Genomic DNA, 14,367 nt, shown 5'->3' with positions numbered 1-14,367 from the left:
CGTTCGATCGGCCCTGAGCGGCGCCCGCCCGCGCCACCGTCGGACGGTCCTGCCGGGGCGCGGATCGCCCCGCGTCAAGAACCTCGCCCGCATGCCCTGACTGTTAGGGTTTCGCTAGACCCGCGGTAGACGCACCGCTCACGTGAAAGCAGAGCTCTTCGTTGACAGACCACCAGGACCTCCCGCTCGATCAGCCGCTTCCTCGGCCTGACGGGGCCGGAACCAGCGACAACGGCCTGTCCGCAGCTGATCGGTCCGTCATCGTGACACCGCCGCCGTCGACTCTCCGGAGCCTTTTCTCGCTCGCCCGCAGGTCGCTCCCCTCGGCACAGCCACGGCCGCGCTTCGAGTTCCCGGAGCTGGAGCCCCTTCCCATCGCCGTCGACCCTGGCGTCTCCCTGTCGGACGAACGCCTCAAGTTCGGTGGAGTCAGAGCGCCGAGTATGCAAACCCACCCCATACATTTCGGCTTCATGATGAGTGTCGGCGTCGGCCTTGCGCTGCTCGCCTTCTTCATCATCACCAACGTCGGTCAGCTCCTGGTCTGGATCGGCGCAGCACTCTTCATCGCCCTCGGCCTCGACCCGATCGTCCGGTGGCTCGAGACCAAGCGCGTACCGCGCCCTGCGGGAATCGCGGTCTCCCTGCTGGTGCTCGTGGGCATCGTCGTCGGCTTCTTCGCGCTGCTGATCCCGACCATCGTCAACCAGACGTCCCAGATCATCGACCGCGCGCCGGAATATGCCGACGACTTCCTGAATTCCGAGTTCTTCACGACCGTCGACCAGCAGTTCCAGGTCCGGGAGCGCGTAAGCAGCGAGATCGATGGATTCCTTGCCAACAGCTCGGCCGTCGGCGGTATCTTCGGAGGGGTTCTTGGCGTCGGGACGGTCATCGTCAACGGACTCTTCGGGGCCCTGGTGATCCTGGTGCTGGCGCTCTACTTCCTCGCGTCGCTGCCGTCCATGAAGAAGTGGGCGTACCGGCTCGCCCCGCGATCACGCCGCCCGCGCGTCGAGGTCCTGTCCGAGGAGATCACCCGCAGCGTCGGCATGTACGTCATCGGGCAGGCCTGCGTCGCCCTGTTGAACGGCACCTTCGCCTTCATCGTGATGTCGTTCGCCGACGTACCGTTCTCCGTGCTGCTGGCGTTCGTGGTCGCCCTGCTGGCCTTCATCCCGCTGGTCGGCGGAACCATCGCCGCGGTCCTGGTCACCCTGATCTCCCTCACCGTGGGATGGCACACCGCCCTGCTGTTCGCCATTCCGTACATCGCATACCTGCAGTTCGAGGCGTACTTCATCTCGCCCCGCATCATGCAGCGGGCAGTAGCGGTCCCCGGGGCGGTAGCGGTCATCGCCGTGATCGCGGGCGGAAGCCTCCTGGGCGTCCTCGGCGCACTGATCGCCATCCCGACGGCGGCAGCCGTGATGCTGCTGCTCAAGGAAGTCTTCATCGCGCGTCAGGACAGCCAATAGGCCCCGTTCAAGCTGTCGGCGGCATTCCGCCTACGGGGCTGTAGCCGCCGGACCCTCCCACATGGTGGGCAGCGGTGACACCGGGGCGGGCAGCACGACGTCGGCGATCTCGTTGAGCGCGCGCGCGGCGTACTTCTCCCCCACCCAGAGGTGCTTCGCACCCTTCACGGGAACGACCTCCGCCTGCGGCACGGCCGCGAAGCGCTCAGATGCTTCCGGGGGCTTCAGGTAGTCGTCGTGTTCGGGAACGAGAACCTTCAACGGCAGGCCCGCTGCTGCCCAGGCGGCGAGGTCGTCATCGTCCGCCCGGTGCAGTGGCGGCGAGAGCAGGATGGCCCCCTCGATGAGCTCCGCCACCGGGTCCCGCGCGCCGTACTTGAGGCACAGCTCGGTGCCGAAGGACCAGCCCACGAGCCAGATGTTGTGGAGCCCCTGCGCCACGGCCCAGTCCACTGCGGCCTGCAGGTCCAGGCGCTCGCCGTCGCCGCCGTCGAAGGCACCCTCGCTGCAGCCCCGCGGCGAGCAGGTGCCGCGCGTGTTGAACCGCAGGACGGCGATGTCGGCGAGGGCCGGGAGCCGGAAGGAGGCCTTCCTGTACACGTGGGAGTCCATGAAGCCGCCGTGCGTCGGCAGGGGATGAAGCGTCACGAGCGTGGCCTGCGGTGCCCGACCGCCCGCGGGTGCGGCGAACTCCCCCACCAGCGTCAGCCCGTCCGCCGTGTGCAGCTCGATGTTCCGACGATCCGCGGGAAGCACCGTCGACGCGCGGATCTCGACTGCCTCGTGGCTGGTCCTGAAGGTGTACTCGGGGGTGTCGCGGCTGGCCATCCGACCAGTCTAGGTGGGTCTGCCGGCCTCCGAGGCGGCCCCTCGGGCTTGCGGGAAGAGCCTCAGTAACGGAAGCTCCGCGTCTGCCAGCACCGCACATGCCAGTGCCTCCGGTCAGCCAGCGCTGCCTCGGGACCGAACAGCGAGTCCTCGCGCCACACCACCAGGTGCGCGATCCCGGGCAGGATGAACGAGTTGCAGCCGGGGCACGTATACGTCTTCGCCGCGTTCCGCTCGGTGATGCGCCTCACGGACCACTCGCCGTCGGGCGCGGTCTCCCGCAGGGGCAGCCCTACGCGGGACCGCTCGAGGTCCTCCTCCGGCGGCGCAGCCCACTTGGGCCGTGAGGAACCGCGGGGACGGTTCGGGCGGTTGGAACGGGGCACCGTCACAGTCTGCCCGACCGGGGGCTGTCCGTGGAAACGGGTCGGGGCCTCCGTCGGAACGTGCTGCCACGCGGAAGGCCTCCCCCGGTACGAACCCGCACCGGGGAGGCCTGTTTCGCGCTGTCTGCCTGCTAGCAGCGGCTGGCCCGCTGCTCTGCGGTGGCGGGGTTGTTGTAGCAGGTGTCACCGGTCCCGCGGGTGCTGGACGTCACGACCGGCGCCCCGGGTGCACTGGTTTCGGTCTCGAGCGGGGCCAAGGTTTCGCGGTCCACGGTGACCTCGGGATTAGCCGGGGTCGTTACCTCCTGCACATCGTCCGGGGCCGCAGCTTCCGTGACCGTTACCTCAGGGGCGGCGGGTGCGCAGAGCGTATTCACCAGGTCCTCACCGGGGAACGTTTCGTTGGTGATCACCGGCTCGCCGGCCTCTTGGAAGGTCGTCACCAACGGGGCAAGGGCCGTCTCATTGACGACTATCCGCGGGTTGGCGGCAATGGGGAATACCACCAGCACCAGCGGGGCTGTCGTGTTGAGCTCGTACCGGTATGTGGTCACCGTGGTCGTCGCGGTCCTCGTCCGCGGAACGGTCACCGTGCGCGTCTGTGTCGTCGCCTGCGTCGTGGTCCTGGTGAACGAAGTGGGCTGCGTGGTCGTCACGCAGGATTCCTGCTGCTGGCTGGAGGTGGACACCTCGGTCACCGGCGTGGTCGTCGTGGTGACGGTCTCCCGCAGCTGAGTCGTCGTGGTGACGCGCTCCTGCGGGGTGGTGACGGTGGTGATCACGGTCGTCGGCGTCGTGGTGGTCGTCACGACGGTCCGCTCACACCGCTCGACGGGCTTGGCACCCTTGTCATTGTTGACACGTTGGCAGTTCCGCGTGCCGGGTGCATCGGTGCTGGTCGGTGTCCCGCGCTCGGTGCGGGTGGTCGTCACCGGCGTGCCGGCAACGACCACCGGGACCGCCGTGGACTCCCCGGCATCAATCTCTTCGGAGCTGACCGAGGGGGTACCAGGACGCTCGGTCTCCACCACGACAGGATCTCCGACATCACGGGTCTCCGTCTCCGTCGTCGCATCAACCAATGGTGCGGGCGAATCGACGACTATCGGAGAGCCGAAAGGCACCGCATTGCTGTACGTCGTCTCGGGTACGCCGGCCACGGTGACCGGTAAAGTCCTCGTGGTGACGACGCACCGGTCCCCGCCCTGTGTAGCCGCTTCCGTATAGACACCGCCGGCCTGCAGGCACGTGTGCGCCCGGGTGTGGGTGGCGTTCGCTGCCGGAGCGAGCGGTCCGACCGCACCGCCGACGAGCAGCCCGACAGCGGCGAGACCTGTGATGTACCTGCGTGATTTCATAGGGGATTCCTGCCTCGCAACGCTGCGGGTAGTCGAATCTGCGTATGGAAGTGGCCGTGCGTGGTTGGGTTTGGGGGCAGGGCAATCTGTTGACACTGTAGGGATTGCCGCCGGGAGGCATGTCTGGGGTGGCCCAATATTGTTTGCCTGGGTCAAGTGTCGGTGCGTACTTCAGGCTCGGCAACACTCGTGTTTTCCAAAGCCGACCAAGTAGTGGCTGCTCCGGCAGACCCCGAACCGCCCGCTGTCGAAATCCTGAGGACCCCGCAGGAGTCCGGACCCGGCCCAGCGGGCCCCTAGAATGGACAGGTCCGACCGCCGGCGGATCGACCATCCGTGACCGCGGCCGGGCATCCACCCGCAGTAGATCCGAAGGTTGATTGTGCGTCTTGTCATAGCCCGCTGCTCCGTCGACTACATCGGCCGCCTCCGCGCGCATCTCCCCCTTGCCACCCGGCTGCTCATGGTGAAGTCCGATGGTTCCGTCCTGGTGCACTCCGACGGCGGCTCCTACAAACCCCTGAACTGGATGAGTCCGCCCGCCACACTGCGCCTGACCCCGCCCGACGATGCCGACCGCGCCGAGGGCATCACCGAGGTCTGGACGGTGCAGCACGGCAAGAGCGACGACAAGCTCGTCATCAACATCCGCGAGCAGTTCCATGATTCCTCGCACGATCTCGGGGTCGACCCAGGGCTCGTCAAGGACGGCGTCGAAGCGGATCTGCAGCGCCTCCTCGCCGAGCAGATCGAGCTCCTCGGAGCCGGTTTCACCCTCATCCGCCGCGAGTACATGACGGCCATCGGGCCCGTGGACATCCTCGCCCGTGATGCCGAGGGGCGGACGGTGGCCATCGAGCTGAAGCGCCGCGGCGACATCGACGGCGTCGAGCAGCTCACCCGCTACCTCGAGCTGCTCAACCGGGACCCGATCATGTCGCCGGTGCGGGGGGTCTTCGCGGCGCAGCAGATCAAGCCGCAGGCACGCGTGCTGGCCATCGATCGGGGCATCGACTGCCTGACCCTGGACTACGACGCGATGCGCGGGGTCGACGACAGCGCCTCCCGCCTCTTCTAGGCCCACCCCGGTCCCGTCCTCCGCCGGAGGGCCGGAACCACGACGGCCTAGAATCGGACCATGGCCCTCTCCAGCGGAACGCCCACTGCCCTTTCCGGACGACTGGTGACCGACGCCGGCATCATCGACGACGGCGTGCTGCACTGGGACGGCACCCGCATCACCGCGGCCGGCCGGGACACCGGGGACATCGCCGGAGGAAACCTGCCCGAGGGCTACCTGATCCTCCCCGGGCTCATCGACCTCCACTGCCACGGTGCGGGAGGAGGCGACTTCACCTCGGGTTCAGCCACCGATATCGAGACGGCTGCGGCACACCTCCACCGGAGCGGCTCGACGACAGTCCTGGCCAGTACCTGCTCGGCACCTCTCGAGGACCTCGAGGCCGCCTTCGGCCGCCTGTCCGAGGCCGTCGAAGCCGGACTGGTGGCAGGCATCCACGCGGAGGGTCCCTTCCTGTCGAAGGATCGCAACGGAGCCCATGACCCCGCTTTCCTGCTCCTGCCGACGCAGGAGGACGTCGCGCGGCTCGTGGCCGCCGGGCGCGGGCACCTGGCCTCAATGACGTATGCCCCCGAACTCCCCGGGAGCGACGTCCTCGTGTACGAGCTGGTGATGCACGGCGTCATCCCGTCGATAGGCCATACGGACAGCTCCACGGAGGGAACGGCGGCCGCGCTGGACCTCATCAACGAGGAGCTGGCGTCCACCGGTTTCGCCGGCTTCAGCGGCAGGCCCACGGCGACCCACCTCTTCAACGCGATGCCCGTGATCCACCACCGCTCGCCCGGGCCGGTGCCGTTGCTGCTGCAGCGCGCCCGCGCGGGCGAGATCGCCGTCGAACTCATCGCGGACAATGTGCACCTCCACCCGGAGACGGTGCGGATGGCGTTCACGATCGCAGGGTCGGAGAACATCTGCCTGGTCAGCGATTCGACGTCGGCGACGGGCTGCACCTCCGGAACCTACCGGTTGGGACGCAGCGAGGTGACCGTCGTCGGCGACTCGGCCGTACTCATGGCGACCGGAGCCCTGGCCGGCGGCGCGGGCAGCCTCCTCGACGTCGTTCGGTGCTCGGTTCAGGCCGGAGTGGGCATCGTCGACGCCGTTCGCTCCGCGACATCGGTCCCGGCGAGCGTCCTGGGACTCGCGGACGAAGTGGGGAGCCTGCGCAGCGGCCTCCGGGCCGATGCGCTGGTGGTGTCCGAGGACCTCGAGCTGAAAGGCGTCCTCCGCAGTGGAACCTGGATCCGGCCCCTGGAGCTCTGACATCCCCTGGCTTTTCAGCGCCACGGTAGAGGAATCAGCGCCACGTCCCGATGCCGATGACCGGACCCGCCTCGATCCATGAGGAGAGGCCCGCGTAGACGTCGTACTTCATCGCCAGATCGAAGGGCTCGCCCTCATAGGCCAACTGCACGACGATGGCTCCGGGCTGGATGCGGACACGCTCCGCCTCCGTGGGAGACCGCCAACCCTCCACCTCGAGGGAACTGCGCAGGAAACGGAATCTGGGGATGGGGCTCAGGGACAGGAGACTGAGCCATTCCAGGTTCTTGTCCGTATAACGACAAACCCCCACCCGCCAACCCTTCGGAGGGAGGCGGATGGAGGCGTCGAAGGTGCCGAGGGCACGGTTCAGCTGATACCGGCGGAGGAGGAATGCGCCGATCACGAGCACGAGCAGTCCGAAGACGACCGCGAGGCTGATGAACGTCACACCCAGTACCTCCATGCTCAGGACCCTAAGCGGATTCCGGCGTCACCGAGCCGCCGACCTTGGCGTTGTCCGCCACGATCACCACGCGGTTGGAATCGACCGAGAAGAATCCTCCGTCCACACCCACGACCAGGCGCTCGCCGCTGACCGGCACCACCGAAAGCTCGCCGGCTTCGAGGATTGCGAGGATCGGCGCGTGGCCGGGAAGGATCCCGATCTGGCCGTTGGCGGTCCGAGCATTGACCACGCGCGCCGCGCCCGACCACACGAAGTGGTCGGCCGCGACGATTTCGACTTGGAGTTCGCCCTGTGTCGCCATCGGCGCTACTTACCGGTCTGCTCTTGGATCTTGGCCCACTGGCGCTCGACGTCGTCGAGGCCGCCGATGTTGAAGAACGCCTGCTCCGCGATGTGGTCGAGGTCGCCGTTGCAGATCGCCGAGAAGCCCTCGATGGTGTCCTTGATGGAGACCGTCGACCCTTCGACGCCGGTGAACTGCTTGGCGGTGTAGGTGTTCTGCGAGAGGAACTGCTGGATACGGCGCGCACGCGCGACGATCACCTTGTCCTCTTCGCTGAGCTCGTCGATGCCGAGGATGGCAATGATGTCCTGCAGTTCCTTGTTCTTCTGCAGGATCTGCTTCACGCGGACGGCCGTGTTGTAGTGATCGTTGCCGATGTACTGGGGGGCCAGGATGCGCGAGGTCGAGGCGAGCGGGTCCACGGCCGGGTACAGGCCACGGGACGCGATCTCGCGTGAGAGCTCAGTGGTCGCATCGAGGTGCGCGAAGGTGGTTGCCGGAGCCGGATCGGTGTAGTCGTCAGCAGGCACGTAGATGGCCTGCATGGACGTGATCGAGTGGCCCTTCGTCGAGGTGATGCGCTCCTGGAGGAGGCCCATCTCGTCGGCGAGGTTCGGCTGGTAGCCTACGGCGGACGGCATGCGGCCCAGCAGGGTCGACACCTCGGAACCCGCCTGGGTGAAACGGAAGATGTTGTCGATGAAGAGCAGGACGTCCTGGTTCTGCACATCGCGGAAGTACTCCGCCATGGTCAGGGCCGAGAGCGCCACGCGAAGACGCGTTCCTGGCGGCTCGTCCATCTGGCCGAACACGAGGGCCGTGTCCTTGAGAACGCCGGCCTCCTCCATCTCGACCCAGAGGTCGTTGCCCTCACGGGTACGCTCACCGACGCCGGCGAACACCGAGGTGCCGCCGAAGTTACGGGCGACACGCGTGATCATCTCCTGGATGAGGACGGTCTTGCCGACACCGGCGCCACCGAACAGACCGATCTTCCCACCCTTGATGTAGGGGGTCAGCAAGTCGATGACCTTGATGCCGGTCTCGAGCATCTCCGTGGAGCCCTCGAGGGAGGCGAAGCTGGGGGCCTTGCGGTGGATGGGCCACCGCTCGGTGATCTGCAGCTCGGACTCGTCGACGTCGAGCGGCTTGCCGAGGACGTTGAAGATGTGGCCCTTGACCCCGTCACCGACGGGGACGGAGATAGCCGATCCGGTGTCCTGCACCACGGTCCCGCGGACGAGACCGTCCGTGGCCTGCAGCGAGATCGCCCGTACGAGGTTGTCGCCCAGGTGCTGCGAAGTCTCGAAGGTGATCAGGCGGGTGACACCGTTGAGGGTGACCTCGGTGGTGAGGGCGTTGTACATTGCGGGGATTGCGTCGGCCGGGAACTCGACGTCGACAACCGGGCCGATGACACGTGCAATACGGCCGGTGGCGCCGGGGGCAACTGAGTCCGTACCGTGTTCAACAGTCTGGGCAGTCATCTCTCTCACTTCATTTACGTAGATGGCGTGGAAACAAGTCTAGCTGTGCACCCGGCGCCCGCGAGGACCCGGATGAGGGAGGACATCAGGAGGCGTTCAACGCATCCGCGCCGGCGACGATCTCCGAGAGCTCCTGGGTGATCTCCGCCTGGCGGGCGGTGTTGCGCAGGCGTGTGTACTTCTTGATGAGCTCCGTCGCGTTGTCACCTGCGGACTTCATCGCCCGCTGGCGGGCAGCGAGCTCGCTCGCCGCTGCCTGCAGCATGGCGGCGAAGATACGCGCTTCGATGTACCTCGGAAGGAGCGCGTCCAGAACCTGCTCGGGCTCCGGCTCGTACTCGTAGAGAGGGAGGAGTTCGCCGTCCTGCGGCTCGTCCTCGTCCACGACCTCGAGCGGGAGCAGGCGCATGATGGACGGTTCCTGCACGACCATCGACCTGAACTTCGTGTAGACGACGTGGATCTCCTCCACGCCACCGTCCTCGAAGTCCTTCAGGAAGGTGGACAGGAGCGCCTCACCGACCTCACGGGCGGTGCTGAACTCGGGAGCATCGGTGCCTCCGGTCCAGACCTTCTCGTAACCGCGGCTGCGGAAGTCGAAGTAGACCTGGGCTTTCCGGCCGATGAGGTATGCCTGGATCTCCTTGCCCTCGGAGCGGAGCGTCTCGAAGAGTCCCTCCGCCTGCTTGAGGGCACTGGCCGAATACGAGCCGGCGAGGCCTCGGTCGGATGCCATCACCAGTACGGCTGCGCGCCGCACCTGACCGCGCTCGGTGGTCAGGGGGTGGTCGATCTCCGTCTGCGACGAGACGGCCGAGACGGCACGTGTAATCGCGTTCGCGTACGGCAGCGCCGCGGCAACACGCGTACGTGCCTTGCCGATGCGAGAAGTCGCGATCAGTTCCATCGCCTTGAAGATCTTCCGCGTCGATGTGGTCGAGGCGATCTTCTGGCGGTAGACCCGGATCTGGGCTCCCATTGTTGTCCTTTCCTTCGCTTCCGCTAGGAGAAGCGATCAGGCCAGGGTGCTGCACGCCGGGAGGGTTGGTCCCTCCCGGCAGCAGATCCTCTAGCGCTTGTGCCTGACGATCTTTTCCTGCTCGACCGAATCGGCGTCGATCGCTTCGTGCTCCTCGTGACCGGGGTGGACACCGTCCCCACCGGTACCGAAGAAGCCCTGCTTGAAGTTCGTGATCTGCGTCTTCAGCTCCTCGATCGTCGAGTCCTCGAGCTTGCCCGTCTGGGCAAGGGTGGTGAGGATCGGCGACGTGTGGCCGAGGTGTTCCAGGAACTCCGTCTCGAAGCGGTTGATGTCCTCGACGGGTACTTCGTCGAGGTGCCCGTTCGTTCCTGCCCAGATGGAGACGACCTGCTGCTCCACCGGCATCGGTGAGTACTGGCCCTGCTTCAGCAGTTCCATCAGCCGCGCACCACGGGTCAGCTGCTGACGTGATGCCGCGTCCAGGTCGGAGGCGAACATGGCGAACGCCTGCATGTCGCGGTACTGGGCGAGGTCGAGCTTCAACGTGCCCGAGACCTTCTTCATCGACTTCACCTGAGCGGCACCGCCGACGCGGGACACCGACACGCCGACGTCCACGGCAGGACGCTGGTTGGCGTTGAAGAGGTCCGACTGCAGGAAGATCTGGCCGTCGGTGATGGAGATGACGTTGGTCGGGATGTAGGCCGACACGTCATTCGCCTTCGTCTCGACGAGCGGCAGGCCCGTCATCGAGCCGGCGCCGAGCTCGTCGGAGAGCTTCGCACAGCGCTCCAGGAGACGGGAGTGCAAGTAGAACACGTCGCCCGGGTAGGCCTCGCGTCCCGGCGGCCGGCGGAGCAGGAGGGATACCGCGCGGTAGGCCTCTGCCTGCTTCGAGAGGTCGTCGAACACGATCAGGACGTGCTTGCCGCCGTACATCCAGTGCTGCCCGATGGCGGAACCGGCGTAGGGGGCGAGGTACTTGAAGCCCGCGGGGTCGGAGGCGGGAGACGCGACGATGGTCGTGTACTCCAGGGCACCCTTGTCCTCGAGGGTCTGGCGGACCGCAGCGATGGTCGACGCCTTCTGGCCGATCGCCACATAGATGCAGCGGACCTGCTTGTTCACGTCGCCGGAAGCCCAGTTGGCCTTCTGGTTGATGATCGTGTCCACCGCGATGGCGGTCTTGCCGGTCTGGCGGTCGCCGATGATCAGCTGGCGCTGTCCGCGGCCGATGGGAATCATCGCGTCGATGGCCTTGAGGCCGGTCTGCATCGGCTCGTGCACCGACTTGCGCTGTGTGACGCCGGGAGCCTGGGTCTCGAGCGCTCGGCGGCCCTCGGCGACGATCTCGCCCAGGTCGTCGATGGGCTGGCCCAGGGGGTCCACGACACGACCGAGGAAAGCGTCGCCGACGGGAACCGAGAGGATCTCGCCCGTGCGGTGCACTTCCTGGCCTTCTTCGATGCCGTTGTAGTCACCGAGGACGACGACACCGATTTCACGGGTGTCGAGGTTCTGGGCGAGTCCGAGCGTGCCGTCCTCGAACCGCAGCAGCTCATTGGCCATGACCGAGGGAAGTCCCTCGACTCGGGCAATGCCGTCGCTGGCGGTGGTCACGCGGCCGACTTCGACGCGCTCCGCGTTTCCGGGCTCGTAGGACGCCGCAAAGTCGTTCAACGCACTACGAACGTCTTCGGCGTTGATGGTCAATTCGGCCATCTCAGTCCCTGCTCTCCTGTGTTGTGATCACCATGGGATGCGTGGCGACCGGGGTGTGATTCAGTTGATGACGTGGAAGGAACAAGGCGCGAACGCCTATCCCGCCAGCTTGCGACGGAGTTCGGACAGGCGAGTGACGACAGTCGAATCGACCATTTCGTCCCCTACGCTGACGCGCACTCCACCGATGAGTGAGGGGTCTACCTTCACGTTGACCTTCAGCTGCCGGCCGTACATCGCGTTCAGACCGGTCGCCAGGCGTTCCTGCTGGCTCGCCGTCAGCGGACGGGTGACGCTGACGTTGGCGATCCAGCGCTGCTGGCGTGCTGCAACCAGTTCGAGGAACCGCCCGACGAGCGCTGCGGGCTTCATGCCCCGCGGGGCCCGAACGGCCTGGCTGATCAGCAGCCGTGCTGCCGGTCCGGCCTGCGGCACGAGCTTCAGGCCGAGCGCCACCTTCGACTCCGGGGTGGCCTGCGCTTCCGACAGCGCCCTCTGCAGGGCGTGGTTGGACGCGACCACCTGGACGAAGGAGTACAGCTCGTTCTCGAGCTCTTCCAAGCCCTCCACACCGCTGCCCTGCTCGGCCACCGAGATGACCACGGTGGCCGCGAGGGTCTCCAGGGCGTCACCGATGTCGCGAGCATTGCCCCAGCGCTCACCGACGAGGTCGCGGACGATACTCGCCGCTTCGGACGAGACACGACCGGCGATCAGCTGGTCGACGAGCACGGCCTTGTCGCTGCCGGTGCGTGAGGGATCCGTCAGCGCACGGCGGAGGCCTGCATTGCTGTCCAGGATCACCAGGACACCGAACAGGTCCTCGGCCAGTGCCAGGTCGGCACCCGGCAGTCGTGGCTCCAGTCCTTGACGGACCTTCGCCAGGGAGAGGCTCGATACTCCTGCCATTACTTCGCTGCACCTGCGCTCGACGACGTCTCGAGATCTGCGAGGAAGCGGTCGACGACACGCGACGAGCGTGCGTCGTCGGCGAGGGACTCCCCGACGATCCGGCTTGCCAGGTCGGTCGCGAGCGTTCCGACCTCGGCCCGGAGCGAGACCACGGCGGCCTGGCGCTCGGCTTCGATCTGGACGTGGGCCTGCTCGGTGATGCGTGCCGACTCGGCCGCAGCCTTCTCCTTCAGGTCCGCGAGGATCTGGGCACCCTCGGCGCGCGCCTCCTCACGGATGCGGTTCGCCTCGGTCCGTGCCTCGACAAGCTGCTGCTTGTACTGGTCGAGGGCCGCGTTGGCCTCGGCCTGAGCGGCCTCGGCTTTCGCGATGCCGCCTTCGATTGCCTCGGTTCGCTCGGCGAATGTCTTTTCGAATGCCGGCATGACGAACTTGCGAACGATGTACATCAGGACGACGAAGCCGACAACGGTCACCAGCAGTTCCCATACGTTCGGGATCAGAGGATTCGATCCCTCTTCCGCCGCCATAATCGCTGCATCAAGCATTTTTCACCCGTCTTTCTTCAACTGGTCTTCGGTCGGTCGGAGCGGCTGTGTCAGGCGCCGATGACGAAGGCGAAGACGAGACCCAGGATCGCGAGGGCTTCGGTCAACGCCAGGCCGAGGAAGGCGATGGGCTGGAGGACACGCTGTGCCTCAGGCTGGCGAGCTACACCATTGATGTAGGCCGCGAAGACGAGACCCACGCCGATACCACCGCCGATTGCGGAGAGACCGTATCCAACGAGGTTGAGGCTACCCTGTACTTCCATTGTGTTCCTTTCAAGATGCCGCCTTGATGCGACAGGTTGTTTGGGATCATCCCCGACGGGGAAGACGTGTGTGAATCAGTGGGCGTCGGCGTGCAGGGCGCCTTCGATGTAGATCGCGGCGAGCAACGTGAACACGTAGGCCTGCAGGACCATGATCAGCGCCTCGAGCATGTACATCGCGATCGAGCCGACGAGGACGAGCACGCTGGTCCCCTGGAGGAAGATGTTGCCCGTCATGACCATGTACTCGATGGCCGAGCCGGCCAGGGTCACAATGAGGTGGCCGGCGAGCATCGTGGCGAAGAGTCGGAGCGAGTGGGTGACCGGCCGGACGATGAAGTTCGAGATGATCTCGATCGGCACCACGATGAGCAGGATGTACCACGGGACGCCCGACGGGACGACGGCCAGCTTGAAGTAGCGGATGCCGTGCTTCTTGAGGCCGATACCGACCCAGAGGAAGAAGAAGAGGGCTGCGATACCGTAGGCGCTGCCCGGGTGGGAGAACGTCGGCAGCTGCAGGAACGGGATGGCCCCGAAGATGTTGTTCACCAGCACGAAGAAGAAGGCGGTGAAGAGCCAGGGGACGTAGCGGAGGAAGTCGTTCCCGCCGATGATGTCCTTGCCGATGGAGTTGCGGACGAAGCCGTAGGCCGATTCTCCCAGGAACTGGAGTTTGCCGGGCACCATCTGCCGACGTCGTGAGGCGATGAGGAAGAAGGCGGCGATGAGGACGACCGAGAGGATGGTCAGCAGCATCTGCTTACCGAATCCGGCCTCCAGCAGGACGCCGTACTCGCCACCCCACGGGAGGATGTCCCTGTAGTGGGTGTCCTCTATCGTCGGGGCTACGAATCCCTCTTCGGTAGTTGCGGCCGGGAGCGCAAGCGCGATCAACGCGTTTCCTCTCTGCAGTGTCCATCATTGGGCAAGATCTGTTCGGCCGAAGCGTGACTGGTCCGACTCGTTAAGTTAAGGGGAATCACTCGGGTCCTACCTCGGCACCGGGCGTCGTCCGGAGTCCGCTTCGCGGATTCGGCGTGTGGTCCCGAGTGAGGTTGTGCATGTGGGAGAGGTAGAAACCCCCCGCTGCACCTAAGAACGCTCCCGCCAGCACCAACCAGCGCGTGTCGAGGAGGTTATCCAGGCCCCAGCCTATCAAACTCCACACCAGGATCCCGCCAATGATGTAGCTGAAGACCGCCATACCGGCGTTGTAACCGCCGTTCGAAAAGCGCGCGTCGACCTGCTCGGACGGAGGAGCCGGATCGTTGTCCGGAGCGGGGGTGGAGCCTGGCATG

The 14,367-nt window shown here is 66.1% G+C and carries 16 protein-coding genes; 3 read left to right on the top strand and 13 right to left on the bottom strand.

The annotated features are described in order from the left end of the window. Nucleotides 1-161 precede the first annotated feature (161 nt). Nucleotides 162-1,478: an AI-2E family transporter gene (locus RCH21_RS01715; RefSeq protein WP_442784643.1), complete on the top strand. Its 1,317-nt coding sequence runs from the start codon at nt 162-164 to the stop codon at nt 1,476-1,478. A gap of 30 nt (nt 1,479-1,508) precedes the next feature. Here the strand turns inward: RCH21_RS01715 and RCH21_RS01710 are convergent, their stop codons facing one another. From RCH21_RS01710 to RCH21_RS01700, 3 genes are all read right to left on the bottom strand, one after another. Further along, nucleotides 1,509-2,306: an alpha/beta hydrolase gene (locus RCH21_RS01710; protein WP_326962943.1), complete on the bottom strand. Its 798-nt coding sequence runs from the start codon at nt 2,304-2,306 to the stop codon at nt 1,509-1,511. Nucleotides 2,307-2,368: 62 nt separating this feature from the next. Then, nucleotides 2,369-2,692, bottom strand: a complete 324-nt coding sequence (locus tag RCH21_RS01705) for a hypothetical protein (protein ID WP_326962942.1) — start codon at nt 2,690-2,692, stop codon at nt 2,369-2,371. Between the two features lie 131 nt (nt 2,693-2,823). Beyond that, nucleotides 2,824-4,050 carry a hypothetical protein gene (locus RCH21_RS01700; protein ID WP_326962941.1) on the bottom strand — a complete coding sequence of 409 codons (1,227 nt, stop codon included), beginning with the start codon at nt 4,048-4,050 and terminating at the stop codon, nt 2,824-2,826. A gap of 382 nt (nt 4,051-4,432) precedes the next feature. Between RCH21_RS01700 and nucS the strand changes: the two genes are divergently transcribed. Then, nucleotides 4,433-5,128, top strand: coding sequence for an endonuclease NucS (gene nucS, locus RCH21_RS01695; RefSeq protein WP_326962940.1), 696 nt, complete (start codon nt 4,433-4,435; stop codon nt 5,126-5,128). 60 nt (nt 5,129-5,188) lie between these two features. Continuing rightward, nucleotides 5,189-6,397, top strand: a complete 1,209-nt coding sequence (locus RCH21_RS01690) for an N-acetylglucosamine-6-phosphate deacetylase (protein WP_326962939.1) — start codon at nt 5,189-5,191, stop codon at nt 6,395-6,397. Nucleotides 6,398-6,431: 34 nt separating this feature from the next. On the opposite strand, the gene RCH21_RS01685 is transcribed toward RCH21_RS01690, so the two are convergent. The 10 genes from RCH21_RS01685 to RCH21_RS01640 all read right to left on the bottom strand — a co-directional run bounded on the left by RCH21_RS01685 (nt 6,432) and on the right by RCH21_RS01640 (nt 14,366). Beyond that, nucleotides 6,432-6,863 (bottom strand): DUF2550 domain-containing protein, encoded by a 432-nt coding sequence (locus tag RCH21_RS01685; RefSeq protein WP_326962937.1) that lies wholly within the window; start codon nt 6,861-6,863, stop codon nt 6,432-6,434. 10 nt (nt 6,864-6,873) lie between these two features. Then, complete coding sequence (locus RCH21_RS01680; RefSeq protein ID WP_120147953.1) at nt 6,874-7,167, bottom strand: F0F1 ATP synthase subunit epsilon; 294 nt, start codon at nt 7,165-7,167, stop codon at nt 6,874-6,876. Nucleotides 7,168-7,172: 5 nt separating this feature from the next. Continuing rightward, entirely contained in the window at nt 7,173-8,636 is a 1,464-nt protein-coding gene (gene atpD / locus RCH21_RS01675) for a F0F1 ATP synthase subunit beta (protein ID WP_120147954.1), read from the bottom strand. Nucleotides 8,637-8,721: 85 nt separating this feature from the next. Continuing rightward, nucleotides 8,722-9,615 (bottom strand): F0F1 ATP synthase subunit gamma, encoded by an 894-nt coding sequence (locus RCH21_RS01670; RefSeq protein ID WP_120147955.1) that lies wholly within the window; start codon nt 9,613-9,615, stop codon nt 8,722-8,724. Nucleotides 9,616-9,705: 90 nt separating this feature from the next. Continuing rightward, nucleotides 9,706-11,340: a F0F1 ATP synthase subunit alpha gene (atpA, locus tag RCH21_RS01665; RefSeq protein ID WP_120147956.1), complete on the bottom strand. Its 1,635-nt coding sequence runs from the start codon at nt 11,338-11,340 to the stop codon at nt 9,706-9,708. Between the two features lie 96 nt (nt 11,341-11,436). Further along, complete coding sequence (locus tag RCH21_RS01660; RefSeq protein ID WP_326962936.1) at nt 11,437-12,249, bottom strand: F0F1 ATP synthase subunit delta; 813 nt, start codon at nt 12,247-12,249, stop codon at nt 11,437-11,439. Further along, on the bottom strand, nt 12,249-12,800 hold the full coding sequence (locus RCH21_RS01655) for a F0F1 ATP synthase subunit B (protein WP_120147958.1): 552 nt from the start codon (nt 12,798-12,800) through the stop codon (nt 12,249-12,251). Before RCH21_RS01655 ends, RCH21_RS01660 begins: the two co-directional genes overlap by 1 nt. A 50-nt stretch (nt 12,801-12,850) precedes the next feature. Next, nucleotides 12,851-13,066: an ATP synthase F0 subunit C gene (locus RCH21_RS01650; RefSeq protein ID WP_019481292.1), complete on the bottom strand. Its 216-nt coding sequence runs from the start codon at nt 13,064-13,066 to the stop codon at nt 12,851-12,853. A 75-nt stretch (nt 13,067-13,141) separates the two neighbouring features. Next, complete coding sequence (atpB, locus tag RCH21_RS01645; RefSeq protein ID WP_120147959.1) at nt 13,142-13,963, bottom strand: F0F1 ATP synthase subunit A; 822 nt, start codon at nt 13,961-13,963, stop codon at nt 13,142-13,144. Nucleotides 13,964-14,048: 85 nt separating this feature from the next. Continuing rightward, the gene (locus RCH21_RS01640) at nt 14,049-14,366 is read right to left on the bottom strand and encodes a hypothetical protein (RefSeq protein ID WP_326962935.1); all 318 of its coding nucleotides are present in this window, start codon (nt 14,364-14,366) and stop codon (nt 14,049-14,051) included. Between the last annotated feature and the right edge of the window lies 1 nt (nt 14,367).

This window comes from Arthrobacter sp. PL16, assembly GCF_035985055.1.
In the GTDB taxonomy this organism is placed as follows: domain Bacteria; phylum Actinomycetota; class Actinomycetes; order Actinomycetales; family Micrococcaceae; genus Arthrobacter_D; species Arthrobacter_D cheniae.
Note: the sequence above shows the minus strand (reverse complement) of the source record. Positions and strands in the feature narration are given on the sequence as shown.

Coding starts and splice junctions, on each gene's coding strand:
- RCH21_RS01700 (WP_326962941.1), bottom strand. CDS start 4,050: ATGAAATCACGCAGGTACATCACAGGTCTCGCCGCTGTCGGGCTGCTC.
- RCH21_RS01650 (WP_019481292.1), bottom strand. CDS start 13,066: ATGGAAGTACAGGGTAGCCTCAACCTCGTTGGATACGGTCTCTCCGCA.
- RCH21_RS01640 (WP_326962935.1), bottom strand. CDS start 14,366: ATGCCAGGCTCCACCCCCGCTCCGGACAACGATCCGGCTCCTCCGTCC.
- RCH21_RS01685 (WP_326962937.1), bottom strand. CDS start 6,863: ATGGAGGTACTGGGTGTGACGTTCATCAGCCTCGCGGTCGTCTTCGGA.
- atpA (WP_120147956.1), bottom strand. CDS start 11,340: ATGGCCGAATTGACCATCAACGCCGAAGACGTTCGTAGTGCGTTGAAC.
- RCH21_RS01660 (WP_326962936.1), bottom strand. CDS start 12,249: ATGGCAGGAGTATCGAGCCTCTCCCTGGCGAAGGTCCGTCAAGGACTG.
- RCH21_RS01690 (WP_326962939.1), top strand. CDS start 5,189: ATGGCCCTCTCCAGCGGAACGCCCACTGCCCTTTCCGGACGACTGGTG.
- RCH21_RS01710 (WP_326962943.1), bottom strand. CDS start 2,306: ATGGCCAGCCGCGACACCCCCGAGTACACCTTCAGGACCAGCCACGAG.
- RCH21_RS01655 (WP_120147958.1), bottom strand. CDS start 12,800: ATGCTTGATGCAGCGATTATGGCGGCGGAAGAGGGATCGAATCCTCTG.
- RCH21_RS01670 (WP_120147955.1), bottom strand. CDS start 9,615: ATGGGAGCCCAGATCCGGGTCTACCGCCAGAAGATCGCCTCGACCACA.
- atpD (WP_120147954.1), bottom strand. CDS start 8,636: ATGACTGCCCAGACTGTTGAACACGGTACGGACTCAGTTGCCCCCGGC.
- RCH21_RS01680 (WP_120147953.1), bottom strand. CDS start 7,167: ATGGCGACACAGGGCGAACTCCAAGTCGAAATCGTCGCGGCCGACCAC.